This window comes from Streptomyces sp. NPDC101181, from assembly GCF_044767975.1.
Lineage (GTDB): Bacteria > Actinomycetota > Actinomycetes > Streptomycetales > Streptomycetaceae > Streptomyces.
On the sequence record NZ_JBIWOX010000011.1, the window covers coordinates 227,389 to 241,763 of the forward strand.

Below are 14,375 nucleotides of genomic sequence, written 5' to 3' on the forward strand. Positions count from 1 at the left end.
CAGAACGATCACATTCGTCCGGAGTGTGGAAAGTGCCTGGTCCGGGGGGGGGTGGGGACGGGGCCGGACGCCGTCGGCCGCGCGCGGTCACCGGCTCCGCCGTGGTCGGGGTCCTGCCCGGTGGACGGCACGCGGACGGCCGGGGGCGGGTGCGGGCGCACTTCCCGATCGCCCGGGTGGGATGCCACCATGGAGGAGATCCGGGGACGCCGTCAGGGCGCCTCGAGATGACGAAGGAGCCACCAGCCATGTCGCTTTCGGCTGCACAGAATCAGGGTGCGCGGAGCCCGTCCTCCCCCGCCGGTACGTCCCCCGACAGCGGCAAGGCGCTGTACGGAGGCACGTCCACCCGCCGCGTCACCGTCCACGACATCGCCGCCGCCACCGAGCGCGGCGAGAAGTGGCCCATGCTCACCGCCTACGACGCGATGACCGCGTCCGTCTTCGACGAGGCCGGGATCCCGGTGATGCTCGTCGGGGACTCGATGGGCAACGTCCACCTCGGCTACGAGACCACCGTGCCCGTCACGATGGACGAGATGGCCCTCCTCGCGGCCGCCGTCGTACGGGGCACCAGGCGCGCCCTCATCGTCGGCGACCTGCCCTTCGGCTCGTACCAGGAGGGTCCCGTCCAGGCGCTGCGCAACGCCACCCGGCTGGTCAAGGAGTCGGGCGTCGGCGCGGTGAAGCTGGAGGGCGGCGAGCGGTCCCACGAGCAGATCAGGCTGCTGGTCGAGGCGGGCATCCCGGTCATGGGCCACATCGGCCTGACCCCGCAGTCGGTCAACGCGATGGGCTACCGGGTGCAGGGCCGCGGCGACGAGGCCGCCCACCGGCTGATGCGCGACGCGAAGGCGGTCCAGGACGCGGGCGCGTTCGCCGTGGTGCTGGAGCTGGTGCCCGAGGAGCTGGCCGCCGAGGTGACCCGGACGCTGCACATCCCGACCGTCGGCATCGGCGCCGGTGCCGGGACCGACGCCCAGGTGCTGGTCTACACCGACATGGTCGGACTGACCGGCGGCAAGGTGCCGCGCTTCACCAAGCAGTACGCGAACCTGCGCCAGGTCCTCGGGGACGCGGCGAAGGAGTTCGCCGAGGAGGTCGTGGGCGGCACGTTCCCCGCGCCGGAGCACACCTTCCACTGAGTCCGCGGACTCCACCGACGCGCCGGTCACCGGGGGGACACCGCTGTGCCCGTCCGGTGACGCGCCGCCCGTGGGATGACGCACCGAGCCATTTCCGGCACCACCGACAGCCCGCCGACATCCCCCATCGGCGGGCTGTCGCACGTGCGCCGACCGATGCCGGGAGCGGCGCCGACGATGTCGGGAGCGGTGTCGGGAGGGTGTCGGTGAGCTGTCGGCGGGCCCTGGTCCCATGGGGGACATGGAACGCATCGACACGAACCCCAGCGACGGCCGGAACGCCGTCGAGGTACGGGGACTGGTCAAGCACTACGGCGAGACCAGGGCACTGGACGGCGTGGACCTCGACGTCCGCGAAGGCACCGTCCTCGGCGTGCTCGGCCCCAACGGCGCCGGCAAGACCACCCTCGTACGCTGTCTCTCCACCCTGATCACCCCCGACGCGGGACACGCCGTCGTCGCGGGCTTCGACGTGGTGAAGCAGCCCCGCGAGCTGCGCCGCCGGATCGGCCTGACCGGGCAGTACGCCTCGGTCGACGAGAAGCTCTCCGGCTGGGAGAACCTCTACATGATCGGGCGGCTGCTCGATCTGCCCCGCAAGCAGGCGCGGGCCCGCGCCGACGAACTCCTGGAGCGGTTCTCGCTCACCGCCGCCGCCAAGCGGGCCTCGATGGAGTACAGCGGCGGGATGCGCCGCCGGCTCGACCTGGCGGCCTCGATGATCGGCAGCCCGGCCGTGCTCTACCTGGACGAGCCGACGACCGGCCTCGACCCCCGGACCCGTAACGAGGTGTGGGACGAGGTGCAGCGGATGGTCGCCGAGGGCGCGACCGTCCTGCTGACCACCCAGTACATGGAGGAGGCCGAGCAGCTCGCCAAGGAGCTGACGGTCATCGACCACGGGAAGATCATCGCCCGGGGCGGGGTCGACGAGCTGAAGGCCAAGGTGGGCGGGCGGACCCTGCACCTCCGCCCCTCGGACCCGGCGGAGCTGCCCGCGATGGCCCAGGCCGTCCGGGAGGCCGGACTCGACGGGGTCGCCGGGGCGCAGGCCGTACCGGACGAGGGGACGCTTCACGTCCCCATCCTCAGCGACGAGCAGCTGACCGCCGTCGTCGGCCTGCTGGGCGCACGGGGTTTCTCCCTGGCCCATGTCTCCACCGCCCTGCCCAGCCTGGACGAGGTGTTCCTCGCGATCACCGGCGACAAGGCCTCCCCCCTCACCGACACCACCCCTCAGGAGGTCGCCGCATGAGCACCACCACGCTGACCACCGCGCCCGCCGGGCCCGCGGACCCCGTACCGAAGAGGACCGCGGCGGCCCAGGAGGGCGGGATCGGGCTGCGGGCCAACCTGCGGCACATCGGGGCCCTGGTCCGGCGCAACCTGCTCCAGATCAAGAAGGACCCGGAGTCGATGTTCGACGTCCTTCTGATGCCGATCGTCTTCATCGTGCTCTTCGTCTACGTCTTCGGCGGTTCGGTCGGCGCCAGCCTCGGGGGCGACCGGCAGGCGTACGTGAACTACCTGGTGCCGGGGCTGATGGCGATGATGGGCATGAACATCGCCATGGCCGTGGGCACCGGTGTCAACGACGACTTCCGCAAGGGGGTCATGGACCGCTTCCGGACGATGCCGATCTCCCGCTCCTCGGTGCTCATCGCCAAGATCGTGGTGGAGCTGGGGCGGCTGATGGTCGCCACGCTCATCCTGCTCGCCATGGGGTTCGCCCTCGGGATGGAGCTGAACGGCTCGGTGCTCGGGCTGCTGGGAGCGGTCGCGCTGGCCGCGACGTTCGGCGCCGCCGTCATGTGGATCTTCATCTTGCTCGGGCTGGCCATGAAGACGGCCCAGGCGGTCCAGGGGATGGCGATGCTCGTGCTGATGCCGTTGCAGTTCGGTTCCTCGATCTTCGCGCCGACGCAGACGATGCCGGGCTGGCTCCAGGCGTTCACCGACTACAACCCGCTCTCCAACCTCGCGGACGCGGCGCGCGCGCTCATCCAGGGCGGCCCGGTCGGCAACTCCGTCTGGTGGACGCTCGCCTGGGCCGCCGGGATCACCGTGGTGATGGCGCCGCTGGCGGTGGCCAAGTTCCGCAAGAAGGCCTGAGCGGGTCCGGAGGGGGCCTGGGCGGCTCCGGGGCCCGTGCGGTCAGCGGTACGCCTCCGCCAGGGCGGTGGCCTCGTCGAGGGTGAGGCCTCCGCCCTGCTCGTACGCCCGCGCGTACGCCGTCCCGTCAAGGCGGGCCCGGACGGCCTGCTCGGCGTCGGCCAGATTGCGGCGCTCCACCATGGTCGGCACGTACCCGGGAGGCAGCAGCGCCGCCTGGAGGCCCAGCAGCCGGGCGGCGTCCGCGTACGCCCCCGGCCCGGCCCCGGCCGCGGCGGCGATCCCGGCCAGGGCGCGGGCGATCGCCATGAGATGGGCCGAGGACATCTGCGGGGCGATCATCTTCGACAGCCGCTCCCGCGAACTCCTCAGCGCTCTCAGCGCGTTTTCCAGGGCGGAGGCGTGAGCGCCCTCCAGGTTGTCCAGCCAGGCCAGCATCCCGAAGACGAATCCGTCGAAGACGGCGACATCGCCGAAGGTGAGCTGCCCGGTGATCATGTCGACCTGGGCGCGGGCCTCCGCCACCCGACCCTGTACGCCGAGGACGAAAGCCAGATGCATCCGGGCGATCGCCACGGACTCGGGGCTCGGGGGGCGGCCCCCCTCGACCACCTCCCGCAGCACCGCCTCGGCCTCCGGGAGACGGCCGAGCTCGGCGAGCGGCCCGGCGTACCGGGCGCGCAACAGCGCCATCTGGGAGCGGGCGCCGATCTTCCGGGCGTAGTCCACGGCGGCGGCGTAGTCGTCCAGGGCCTCGGGGAAGTGGCCGGTCCGTTCGTTGGCCTCGCCCCGGGACGCCAGTGCCTCGGCCATGCCCCAGTCGTCGTCGAGCCGGGTGAAGATCTCCAGGCTCTCGTCGGCGTCGGCGCGCGCCAGGTCCGCGTGGCCGGAGTGACCGGCCAGGAAGTTGGCGCGCAGCTGGAGCGCGGCGGCCAGCTCCCACGCGTAGCCGTTGGCGCGGGAGGTCTTGACGGTCTCGTCGAGCGCCCGCAGCGTCCGGTCCATGTCCCCGGTGAACATGATCGCGTACATCCAGAACGTCCCCGGCATGCGGCAGGTCTGCGGCTGCCCCGGCACGTAGGCGTCGGCGATGGTCCGCAGCCGCTCCTGCCCCTCGGCGTCCGACCACGCGGAGATCGCGTCGTCCACACTGGCCACCTGGATCAGCGCCGCGCCCCGCCGCGCCTCCGCGAGCAGGTCGTCGTCCATCGGCGGCGGCCGGTCGATGGGCGCCTCCGGCAGCGAGGGGGCCCGGACGCCGGGGTGGGCGAACGGGTCGGGGCCGAGCGAGGACGCGGCCTCGGCCCACTGGCGGGCGTCGGTGCGCAGGTCGCGCAGCATCCAGTACCAGGACAGCGAGAGCACCAGGCACAGCGCCTCGTGCTCGTCCCGGGCGGCGACGGCGTGGCGCAGCGCGGTGCGCAGGTTCTCGTACTCGCGGCGGATGACCGCGATGGCCGCGCGCTGTCCCGCCCCGCGCATCGCGGGCCCCGTCGTACGCGCCAGCTCCCGGAAGTGGATGAGGTGGCTACGGTCCACCGCCGCCCGCTCCCCCGCCTCGGCGAGGCGTTCGGCGGCGTACTCGCCGACCGTCTCCAGCAGCCGGTAGCGCATCTGCCCGTCGTCACCGGGCGCGGCGACCACGAGCGACTTGTCGACCAGGGACCCGAGCAGGGCGGCCACGTCGAGGCGGTCGACGGCGGGCCCGCCCGGTCCGGCGGGCAGGGCGCACACCTCCTCGGCCGCGGTGAGCGAGCAGCCGCCCGCGAAGACGGACAGGCGGCGCAGCACGGCGCGTTCGGAGGCGTCCAGCAGCTCCCAGGACCAGTCGACGACGGCGCGCAGGGTCTGCTGGCGGGGCAGCACGGTCCGGCTGCCGTTGGTGAGCAGGCGGAAACGGTCGTCCAGCCGGTCGGCGAGCTGGCGGGGGGTGAGCATCCGCAGCCGGGCGGCGGCCAGTTCGATGGCGAGCGGCAGCCCGTCCAGCCGACGGCAGATCTCGGCGCAGGCGGCCGCGGTCTCCTCGTCCGTGTCGGTACGGAACCCGGGCCGGGCGGCCGCCCCGCGTTCGGCGAGCAGCCGCAGGGCCATCGGGTCGGGCAGCGGCTCGACGGGGCGGACGAACTCGCCCGGCACACCGAGAGGTTCGCGGCTGGTGGCGAGGACGGTGAGCTGGGGGCAGTGGGCGAGAAGGTGGTCGGCGAGGGCGGCGGCCGCCCCGACGACGTGCTCGCAGTTGTCCAGGAGCAGCAGCATCCGGCGCGGGGCGCAGTACTCGGTGAGGCGTACGAGGGGGTCGTCGCCGGTGCGGTCGGCGACGCGCAGCTCCTCCGCGCCCGCCCCGCGCAGCACGGTCTCGCGGGCTCCGAGGGCTCCGAGGACGGCCTCGGGCACGGTGTCCGGGTCGTCGACGGGCGCCAGCTCGGCCAGCCAGACGCCGTCGGGCCACGCGTCGGCGGCGGCCTCCGCGGTCTCCTGGGACAGCCGGGTCTTGCCCGCGCCGCCGGGGCCCAGGAGGGTGACCAGCCGGGCGCGGCCGAGGTCCTCGCGCAGGGCGGCAATGTCGGTGTCGCGCCCGACGAAGCTGGTGAGCCGGGCCCGGAGGTTGCCGAGGGCGGGCGGCGCGGGCGCGGCGGGCGCCGGGGTCGGCGTGGCGGCGGCCCGGTCCGGGGCTGCGGGCGGGGTCGTGGCGGGCGGGGTGGTGGTCGCGGGCGGGGTGGTGGTCGGGGGTGGCGGTGGCGCTCCCTCTGCGGTCGCGGGCCGCACGGCGGGCCCTTCCCCGTCCTCCTGACGCAGGAGTCCGGCGTGCAGCGCGCGCAGGTGCGGGCCCGGGTCCGCGCCGAGGCGGTCGGCGAACACCCCGCGCACCTCCTCGTACGCGGCGAGCGCCTGGGCCGTGCGGCCGGCGTCCCGCAGGGCCGTGATGCGCAGGACCTGGAGCGGTTCGTCCAGCGGGTGCTCCGCGCAGAGCGCGGTCAGCTCCGGCAGCGCCACCCCGGGCCGCCCGAGGGCGAGGAGGGCGGCGAGCCTGGTCCGCCGGGCGTCGAGTCTGCGGGTCTCCCAGCGGGAGGCTGTCGCCGTACGGTCGGGCAGGTCGGCGAGGGCGGGCCCGCTCCACAGCGCCAGGGCGTCCTCCAGCAGGACCAGGGCCTTCTCCGCGCCGCCGTCCTCCAGGGCCCGGCTCCCCTCGCCCGTCAGGCGCTCGAAACGGTGCAGGTCCACGGCGTCCGACGGGGCGGCGAGCCGGTACCCGCCCGCCACCGACTCGACGGCCGCCCGCCCCAGCGCCCGCCGCAACCGGCCGACGAGGGCCTGGAGGGCGCCGGGAGCGTCGGCGGGCGGGTCGCCGTCCCACACCTCGTCGACGAGGACCCCGGCGGGGACGGTACGCCCGGGGCGCAGGGCGAGGACGGTGAGCAGGGCGCGCAGCCGTGCCCCGCCGAGGGCGACGGCCGTACCGTCGTCGCGGAGTGCCCGGGTGGTGCCGAGGATGCAGTAGCGCACGCGCCCATTGTCCGTGACGGGAGGGAGATCGGGATTGACCGGGTGGAACTCCGGCACCGGTCCCCGACGTTCTGGCCCTGTCGGCCCCTGGGGCCGACCCACCGCCGCTGTCCGCCCCGCCCGCCCCGCCGTCAGGAGTTGTGTGCCGATGACCACCGCAGCCACCCGAGCCGACCGGAGGATCAGCCCGGTCTTCCTCGGCATCGTCGCCGTCACCGCGGTCGCGGGCTGGGCGGTGTGGACGGGATTCGCGGACGCCACCGGCTTCGCGGTCTTCCTGTTCGTCACCGGGGCCTGGATCGTCTCGCTCTGTCTGCACGAGTACGCGCACGCCCGCACCGCGCTGCACAGCGGTGACCTGTCGGTCGGGGCGAAGGGCTATCTGACCCTCAACCCGCTCACGTACACACACGCGCTGCTCAGCATCGTGCTGCCGGTCCTCTTCGTGATCATGGGCGGGATCGGCCTGCCGGGCGGCGCGGTCTACATCGAGCGGCACCGTATCCACGGCCGGTGGAAGCACAGCCTGATCTCGGCGGCGGGTCCGCTGACCAACGTGGCCTTCGCGGTCGTCTGCACGGCCCCGTTCTGGCTGGACGCGCTGGACGGGGTGCCGCTCGCCTTCCAGTACGCGCTGGCGTTCCTGGCGATGCTCCAGGTGACGGCGGCGATCCTGAACCTCCTGCCGATCCCGGGGCTGGACGGCTACGGGGTGATCGAGCCCTGGCTGTCGTACACGATCCGCCGCAAGGTGGAGCCGATCGCGCCGTTCGGGCTGATCGCGGTGTTCGGCCTGCTCTGGATCCCGGAGGTGAACGGCGTGTTCTTCGACGGGGTCGACGCACTGCTGCGGGCCCTCGGGGTCGACGACGTCCAGCGCTACTGCGGGCTGGACACCTACCGCTTCTGGAAGGCGTTCTTCGACGAGCAGGACCCGGGCTGCGCGGTGGGGTGACGGCACCCCGGGCGGCTCGTGCTCCGGGCTCCTTGCTCGGGGGCGTCAGGAGGCGGTCATGCGGTGCTTGCGGACGTAGAACCAGACCATGTTCGACGACAGCCCCGCGATGAGCACCCAGACGATCCCGAGCAGGCTGCCCTGGACGAACGAGACCACGGCCGCCACCACGGCGAGGACGCAGACGACGAGGGCGAGGAGGGCGAGGCGGGGCATGGGGGCGGCTCCTGGAGGGGAACGAACGGTCGTGGTCGGGGTCCAGTGTCCCCCACGCCCCGTTGTGCCCCGCCTGGGGGAGCCGCCCCGCCGCGCCCGTCATCAGACGCCGGACACCCGGAAGACGCCGGGCCGTCGGCGTACGTCAGCCCCTCGGCGGACGTCACGCACGCGGACGTCGGTGGTGCGTGGACGTCGGTGGTGCGCGGACGTCGGGTGATCAGACGTCGGTGGTGCGCAGCCCGGCGTGGGCCTTGTAGCGGCGGTTGACCGAGATCAGGTTGGCCACCAGCGACTCGACCTGGTGGGCGTTGCGGAGCCGGCCCGCGAAGATGCCGCGCATCCCGGGGATGCGGCCCGCCAGCGCCTGGACGATGTCCGTGTCGGCGCGCGCCTCGCCCAGGACCAGGACGTCGGTGTCGATCTCCTCGATGGACTCGTCCTGGAGCAGCACGGCCGAGAGATGGTGGAAGGCGGCGGTGACCCGGGAGTCCGGCAGCAGGGCGGCGGCCTGCTCGGCGGCGCTGCCCTCCTCCGGCGTGAGCGCGTAGGCGCCCTTCTTGTCGAAGCCGAGCGGGTTGACGCAGTCGACGACCAGCTTGCCCGCCAGCTCCGCGCGCAGGGACTCCAGCGTCTTGGCGTGCCCGTCCCACGGCACCGCGACGATCACGATGTCGCTGCGCCGGGCGCACTCCGCGTTGTCCGCGCCCGTCACACCGTGACCGAGCTCGGCCGCGGCCTGCTCGGCGCGTGCCGCGTCCCGGGAGCCGAGGGTGACCCGCTGTCCCGCGCGGGCGAGCCGGTAGGCGAGACCGCGGCCCTGCGGACCGGTCCCGCCCAGCACGCCCACGCTGAGGGCGGAGACGTCGGGGAGGTCCCAGGGATCCTTGGCGGGGGGCTTGGGGGTGCTGCCGCTGTCCTGTGTAGTCATGGGCCGACCCTACTGCCAGGTAGTCGCGGTGGGGCCGCCCCGGGGTGCGAAGATCACGGTCCCCGCCCGCTCCCCCGTTCGGGTGAAGGGGCAGGCCCGCAGACCCGCACGGGGCACGGCGCGGGGCAGAGTGCCGGGCCATGGATGCCGTACGTGTCGCCCTGCTCCGTGACGTCCTGGCCGGGACCCGGTGGCCGGACTCGGCGCGTGGGTTCGCCCTGGCCCTGCGCTCGTCCGTGCTGCCGCGGGGCGGCGGGCTGCTGCTGGTGGGCACGGAGGAGTACGAGCCCTGGCACCTGGCGGCCCATCTGACCGACGAGTCCGCTTGGTCGGGGCGGCCCGAGCTGGTGCCCACGCTCGTCCGGCACCGGGTGGCGCCCGGTGATCCGGCGCATCTGGCCGTGGGCCTCGGCCGGATCGAGGCGGCGGGCCGGAGCGAGACGCTGTTGCTGGTAGCGCCGGAGCGGCCGGGGGACGGTCTGCTGGAGCGGGTGCACGACGCGCGGCGGGCCGGGGCGCGGGTGCTGTTCCTGGGCGGCGGCGATCCGGAGGTCGCCTCCCTGGCGCACGCGTCGCTGACGGTCGACGCGGACGACGATGTGGACCTGGACGTCGTGCAGCACCTGGTCAGCGCGGCCGCCGGGGAGAACGGGGCGCCCGGCGCACCCGGCCGCCGCACGTTCCGGGACCGGCTCGCCCGGCTCGCCGATCAGCTGACGGAGCCGCCGCCCGCCCGCTGGTAGCGGGCCACGATCCTCCTGCGGCCGGGGCGGCCGTGGGCCAACGGCCGCGCTCCTCCGGTCACCCGGTCGCTCCGCCGGGTGGCGCCGGGCCGTCCGCGTCCGGAAACCGGTTGCCCTGAGCACCCGGCACTGCGGAACATGACCCTTCGTGACCTCAGCGCCCACTCCGCCCTCCTCGCCGGCCTCCCCCTCGCCCGGACCTCCGGGCCCCCTGCCGCCCTCCCGGCTGCGCGGCCTGCTGCCCGACCTCGCGCCGTGGCGTTCCTCGGCGGACTTCCGGCTGCTGTGGGTGCAGGGGCTGATCACGTACTTCGGCAGCTTCATGGCGCTCATCGCGCTGCCGCTCCAGATCAAGGAGCTCACCGGGTCGCCGCTGGCGGTCGGGGCGATGGGTGCGGTGGAGCTGGTGCCGCTGGTGGTGTTCGGGCTGTACGGCGGGGCGCTCGCGGACTCCGTGGACCGGCGCCGGGTGATCCTGCTGACCGAGGCGGGTCTCGGGGTGCTCGCGGCGATCCTGCTGGTCAACGCGCTGCTGCCGGAACCGCTGCTGTGGCCGCTGTACGTGGTGGCGGGCGGGGTGTCCGCGCTGGCCGGGCTCCAGCGGCCCGCGCTGGACTCGCTGATGGCCCGGATCGTGCCGCACGACCAGCAGACGGCGGCGGCCGCGCTGAACTCGCTGCGCTGGCAGATGGGGGCGATCGCGGGCCCGGCGCTGGCCGGTCTGGTGGTGGCGTACGCCGGTCACGGCACGGCGTACGCGGTGACGGTCTGCACGTTCGCCGCCTCCGTCCTGCTCTGTCTGCGGCTCTCCCCCGCGCCGCCCGCGAAGGAGGCGGCGAAGCCGTCGCTGCGCGGGATCGTGGAGGGGGCCCGCTACGCCTGGAGCCGCCCGGTGCTGCTGGGGACGTACGCGATCGACCTGGCGGCGATGTTCTTCGCCTTCCCGAACACGATCTTCCCGTTCCTGGCGGACGAGCTGGACGCCGAGTGGTCGCTGGGGCTGATGTACGCGGCGGGCTCGGTCGGATCGCTGGCGCTGGGGCTGACCAGCGGCTGGACGTCCCGGGTGCGCAGGCACGGGCTGTTCGTGGTGTTCGGCGCGGCGGCGTGGGGGCTGGCGATCGCCGCGGCGGGCTGGTTCTCCAGCGTGTGGGTGGTGCTGCTGTGCCTGGCCGTGGCGGGCGCGGGCGACATGCTGAGCGGGCTGGGGCGCTCGACGATCTGGAACCAGACCATCCCGGAGGAGCTGCGGGGACGGCTGGCGGGCATCGAGGTGCTGTCGTACAGCGTCGGCCCGCAGCTGGGTCAGGTGCGGGCCGGGGCGATGGCGGGGTGGACCGGGACCCGGTCGGCGATCTGGACGGGCGGGGTGGCGTGCGTGGCGTCGGTGGCGCTGCTGACCGCCGCGCTGCCGAAGCTGGTGCGGTACGACGCGGAGACGGACGAGGACGCGGTGCGCAGGCGGGAGGCCCGGGGGGAGGCATGACCCGGGCCGCCTGAGGGCGGAGGCCCGCCCCCCGGCCGGGCCTCCCGCGGACCGGCCGGGCGGGCCTCCGGAGTCCTGCGCGCTACCCGGTGCCCGCTACCCGATGTCCGCTCCCCCGCTCCCCGCCTCGAATCCGCAGCCCCGGCGCCGGGCCCGGGTCAGGCTTCGGGCGGGGCGGGTCACGCTTCGGGCGGGGCGGGCCTGCCCTTGTCCTCGTCGTGCCACTTGGGGTCCGTGTCCCATTCCAGGTTCCGGTCGCGGGCCGTGTCCATCGCGTGCTGGGCCGCCTCGCGGGAGGGGTAGGGGCCGAACCTGTTCTGGGCCGGGCACTCGGGGCCTTCCTCGACCTTCTTGTGCTCCAGGCAGTAGTACCACTCGCCCGGCTTGCCGACCGTGCGCTTCTTGAACAGGGCCATCGACTGCTCCTTTCCTTGTCGCCATGGTGCCCCCGGGACCGCTGGTTAGACTCGCTGACATGTCTGGCCAGTCGCTTCTCGTACCAGGGGAGATCACTCCCGTCCGTTCCGTACCCGGAAACATCCGGCGCCCCGAGTACGTGGGGAAACCGGCTCCGACGCCGTACACCGGCCCGGAGGTCCAGGACGCCGACACCGTCGAGCGGATGCGTGTCGCGGGGCGGATCGCCGCCCAGGCGATGGAGGAGGCCGCCCGGCACATCGCCCCGGGTGTCACCACGGACCAGCTCGACAAGGTCGCCCACGACTTCATGGTCGATCACGGCGCGTACCCCTCGACGCTCGGCTACCGGGGCTTCCCGAAGTCGCTGTGCAGCTCGCTCAACGAGGTCATCTGCCACGGCATCCCCGACTCCACCGTGCTGCGCGACGGGGACATCGTGAACCTGGACGTCACCGCGTACATCAACGGGGTGCACGGCGACAACAACGCCACCTACCTCTGCGGTGACGTGGACGAGGAGTCGCGGCTGCTGGTCGAGCGCACCCGGGAGTCGCTGAACCGGGCGATCAAGGCGGTGCGGCCGGGGCGGCAGATCAACGTCATCGGGCGGGTGATCGAGTCGTACGCCAAGCGGTTCGGCTACGGCGTGGTGCGCGACTTCACCGGGCACGGGATCAACTCCTCGTTCCACTCCGGCCTGATCATCCCGCACTACGACAGCCCGCACGCGACCACGGTGATGCAGCCCGGGATGACGTTCACCATCGAGCCGATGCTGACGCTCGGCACCCACGAGTACGACATGTGGGAGGACGGCTGGACCGTGGTGACGAAGGACCGGAAGCGGACGGCCCAGTTCGAGCACACGCTGGTCGTCACGGAGACCGGGGCGGAGATCCTCACCCTGCCGTGATCACCCCGGACCGTCCGGGAACCTCCTGGGACCTACCGGAACCGGACACCCCGCTCCCCGGGGTATCCACCGGCGGCGTACCTTTTTACCGACAAGCAGTCGGGAACCAGTTGACTTAGGTAAACCTAAGTAGGAAGATCGGGCGTACCGGCACGCACCGCCGCACCGTCGCGGCGGGCGCCTGTCGGCTGCTCCGCCTCTTTCTGGACTTCCCGTCCCCTCGGCCCCGGAGGCCCGCCTTGGACGCAACCGCCACCGTCACTCCCTTCTCGACGCTGATCCGTACGGCGTCGCACGAGCAGCACACCGAGGCCGAGACCTCGACCTTCATGGGTGACCTGCTCGGCGGACGGCTGGGAGTGGACGCCTACACGCGCTACACCGAGCAGCTGTGGTTCGTGTACCGAGCGCTGGAGGAGGGGGCGCGGACCCTGCGCGACGACCCGGTCGCGGGCCCGTTCATACAGCCCGAGCTGATGCGCTCCGCCGAGCTGGAGCGCGACCTGGCGCACCTGCGCGGGGCCGAATGGCGCACGGGCCTCGACCCACTGCCCGCCACCGCGGCCTACGCCGCCCGGGTCACCGAGTGCGCGCGCACCTGGCCCGCCGGCTACATCGCCCACCACTACACGCGCTACCTGGGCGACCTGTCGGGCGGTCAGATCATCCGGGACAAGGCGGAGAAGACCTGGGGCTTCGAGCGCAAGGGCGACGGCGTGCGCTTCTACGTCTTCGAGCAGATCACCAACCCGGCCGCCTTCAAGCGGGGTTACCGCGAGCTGCTGGACGCGGTGAACGCGGACGACCTGGAGAAGCAGCGCATCGTCGAGGAGTGCAAGCGGGCCTTCGCCCTCAACACCGCGGTCTTCCGCGAACTGGGTGAGGTCTTCCCGCGCAGCGCGTGATGTCCGGATGACACGGCACGGCCCCACCGGCAGAGCCGGTGGGGCCATCGGCCGTCCCGGTGGGGTTCAGCCCCGGGCGGCCATCAGGACGCGGCCCCCGACCTCCACCGTGCCGTCCGGCGCGGGCGCGGTGAGGATCTGTGAGCCGCGCCCCTGGGTGATGTTCAGGGCCCGGCCGAGGTGGGCGCTCAGCAGCATGGCCGCGGCGCCCGTCGCCTCGTCCTCGACGATCCCCGGCTCCTCGCCCCGCCGGGGGAAGGCCCGCGCGCGGACCCGTCCGGCGGCCTCGTCCTCCCAGGCCCAGGCGTACAGCCAGCCCTCTCCGGGCGGCGGTCCGGGCAGCGCCTCGACCTCGGCGGCGCTCGCGTACTGCTGGAGCGTGCGCGGCGGGGCCCACTCGGGGCGGGCGGTGATCCAGGTGAACTCCCCGTCCTGGCGGGCGAAGACGTCCCCGACGGCCAGCTCCAGGATCTCCAGGTCCAGCAGCCAGGCGGCGCCGACCAGCGGGTGCCCGGCGAACGGGAGCCGCAGCCCGGGGGTGTGGATGTCGACCCGGCCGCGCTCCGGGTCGTCGACGAACACGGTCTCGCTGAAGCCGAGTCGGCGGGTCAGCCGCTGCCGGGAGGTCTCGTCGGGGTGGCTGCTGCCGTCGCGGACGACACCGAGGGCGTTGCCGTGGCGTCCGTCGGGTCCGCAGAACACCCGCAGGACGTCGATGCCCCGGGGTACGTCGTAGTCGGTCACGGGGGCATTCAAGCACTGCCGGAGGGCCGTACCGGCCGGCCCCCCCCGCCCCCCCCCGCCCCGGGGGGCCCCCCGGGGCGGGGGGGGGGCCCGGGCGGGCCCCCGGGGGGGGGGGGGGGGGGGCCGGGGGGGGGGGGGGGCGGCGGGGGGGGGGGGCCCCCCCCCCCCCCCGGGGCGGGGGGGGGCCCCCGGGCGGGGGGGGGGGGGGGGGGGGGGCGGGGGCCGGACGCCGTCGGCCGCGCGCGGTCACCGGCTCCGCCGTGGTCGGGGTCCTGCCCGGTGGACGGCACGCGGACGGCCG

General features: G+C 74.0%; 13 protein-coding genes. 8 read left to right on the top strand and 5 right to left on the bottom strand.

The features are described from left to right. Positions 1-248: 248 nt before the first annotated feature. The 3 genes from panB to ACIRRU_RS18650 all read left to right on the top strand — a co-directional run bounded on the left by panB (position 249) and on the right by ACIRRU_RS18650 (position 3,257). Positions 249-1,145, top strand: coding sequence for a 3-methyl-2-oxobutanoate hydroxymethyltransferase (gene panB / locus ACIRRU_RS18640; RefSeq protein WP_363202641.1), 897 nt, complete (start codon positions 249-251; stop codon positions 1,143-1,145). A 232-nt stretch (positions 1,146-1,377) separates the two neighbouring features. Then, complete coding sequence (locus ACIRRU_RS18645; protein WP_403681634.1) at positions 1,378-2,400, top strand: ATP-binding cassette domain-containing protein; 1,023 nt, start codon at positions 1,378-1,380, stop codon at positions 2,398-2,400. Next, positions 2,397-3,257, top strand: a complete 861-nt coding sequence (locus tag ACIRRU_RS18650) for an ABC transporter permease (protein ID WP_403681637.1) — start codon at positions 2,397-2,399, stop codon at positions 3,255-3,257. Before ACIRRU_RS18645 ends, ACIRRU_RS18650 begins: the two co-directional genes overlap by 4 nt. A gap of 42 nt (positions 3,258-3,299) precedes the next feature. Here the strand turns inward: ACIRRU_RS18650 and ACIRRU_RS18655 are convergent, their stop codons facing one another. Continuing rightward, positions 3,300-6,761 carry an AfsR/SARP family transcriptional regulator gene (locus ACIRRU_RS18655; protein WP_403681640.1) on the bottom strand — a complete coding sequence of 1,154 codons (3,462 nt, stop codon included), beginning with the start codon at positions 6,759-6,761 and terminating at the stop codon, positions 3,300-3,302. A gap of 148 nt (positions 6,762-6,909) precedes the next feature. Here ACIRRU_RS18655 and ACIRRU_RS18660 point away from each other — a divergent pair, with 148 nt between their 5' ends. Further along, on the top strand, positions 6,910-7,716 hold the full coding sequence (locus ACIRRU_RS18660) for a site-2 protease family protein (protein ID WP_403681643.1): 807 nt from the start codon (positions 6,910-6,912) through the stop codon (positions 7,714-7,716). Between the two features lie 45 nt (positions 7,717-7,761). Here ACIRRU_RS18660 and ACIRRU_RS18665 read toward each other — a convergent pair whose 3' ends face one another. Beyond that, positions 7,762-7,932, bottom strand: coding sequence for a hypothetical protein (locus ACIRRU_RS18665; protein ID WP_363202646.1), 171 nt, complete (start codon positions 7,930-7,932; stop codon positions 7,762-7,764). A gap of 220 nt (positions 7,933-8,152) precedes the next feature. Beyond that, the gene (gene npdG, locus ACIRRU_RS18670; RefSeq protein WP_403681645.1) at positions 8,153-8,863 is read right to left on the bottom strand and encodes an NADPH-dependent F420 reductase; all 711 of its coding nucleotides are present in this window, start codon (positions 8,861-8,863) and stop codon (positions 8,153-8,155) included. A 140-nt stretch (positions 8,864-9,003) separates the two neighbouring features. Here npdG and ACIRRU_RS18675 point away from each other — a divergent pair, with 140 nt between their 5' ends. Both ACIRRU_RS18675 and ACIRRU_RS18680 read left to right on the top strand, forming a co-directional pair. After that, positions 9,004-9,606: a hypothetical protein gene (locus ACIRRU_RS18675; RefSeq protein WP_403681647.1), complete on the top strand. Its 603-nt coding sequence runs from the start codon at positions 9,004-9,006 to the stop codon at positions 9,604-9,606. Positions 9,607-9,832: 226 nt separating this feature from the next. Then, the gene (locus tag ACIRRU_RS18680; protein WP_403681670.1) at positions 9,833-11,092 is read left to right on the top strand and encodes an MFS transporter; all 1,260 of its coding nucleotides are present in this window, start codon (positions 9,833-9,835) and stop codon (positions 11,090-11,092) included. Between the two features lie 179 nt (positions 11,093-11,271). On the opposite strand, the gene ACIRRU_RS18685 is transcribed toward ACIRRU_RS18680, so the two are convergent. Further along, positions 11,272-11,508, bottom strand: coding sequence for a hypothetical protein (locus ACIRRU_RS18685; protein WP_403681649.1), 237 nt, complete (start codon positions 11,506-11,508; stop codon positions 11,272-11,274). Positions 11,509-11,567: 59 nt separating this feature from the next. Between ACIRRU_RS18685 and map the strand changes: the two genes are divergently transcribed. Both map and ACIRRU_RS18695 read left to right on the top strand, forming a co-directional pair. Continuing rightward, positions 11,568-12,425, top strand: a complete 858-nt coding sequence (map, locus tag ACIRRU_RS18690) for a type I methionyl aminopeptidase (RefSeq protein WP_403681652.1) — start codon at positions 11,568-11,570, stop codon at positions 12,423-12,425. A gap of 239 nt (positions 12,426-12,664) precedes the next feature. Then, positions 12,665-13,330, top strand: a complete 666-nt coding sequence (locus ACIRRU_RS18695) for a heme oxygenase (biliverdin-producing) (RefSeq protein WP_403681654.1) — start codon at positions 12,665-12,667, stop codon at positions 13,328-13,330. 66 nt (positions 13,331-13,396) lie between these two features. Here the strand turns inward: ACIRRU_RS18695 and ACIRRU_RS18700 are convergent, their stop codons facing one another. Then, positions 13,397-14,074: a PhzF family phenazine biosynthesis protein gene (locus ACIRRU_RS18700; protein WP_403681657.1), complete on the bottom strand. Its 678-nt coding sequence runs from the start codon at positions 14,072-14,074 to the stop codon at positions 13,397-13,399. Positions 14,075-14,375 lie beyond the last annotated feature (301 nt).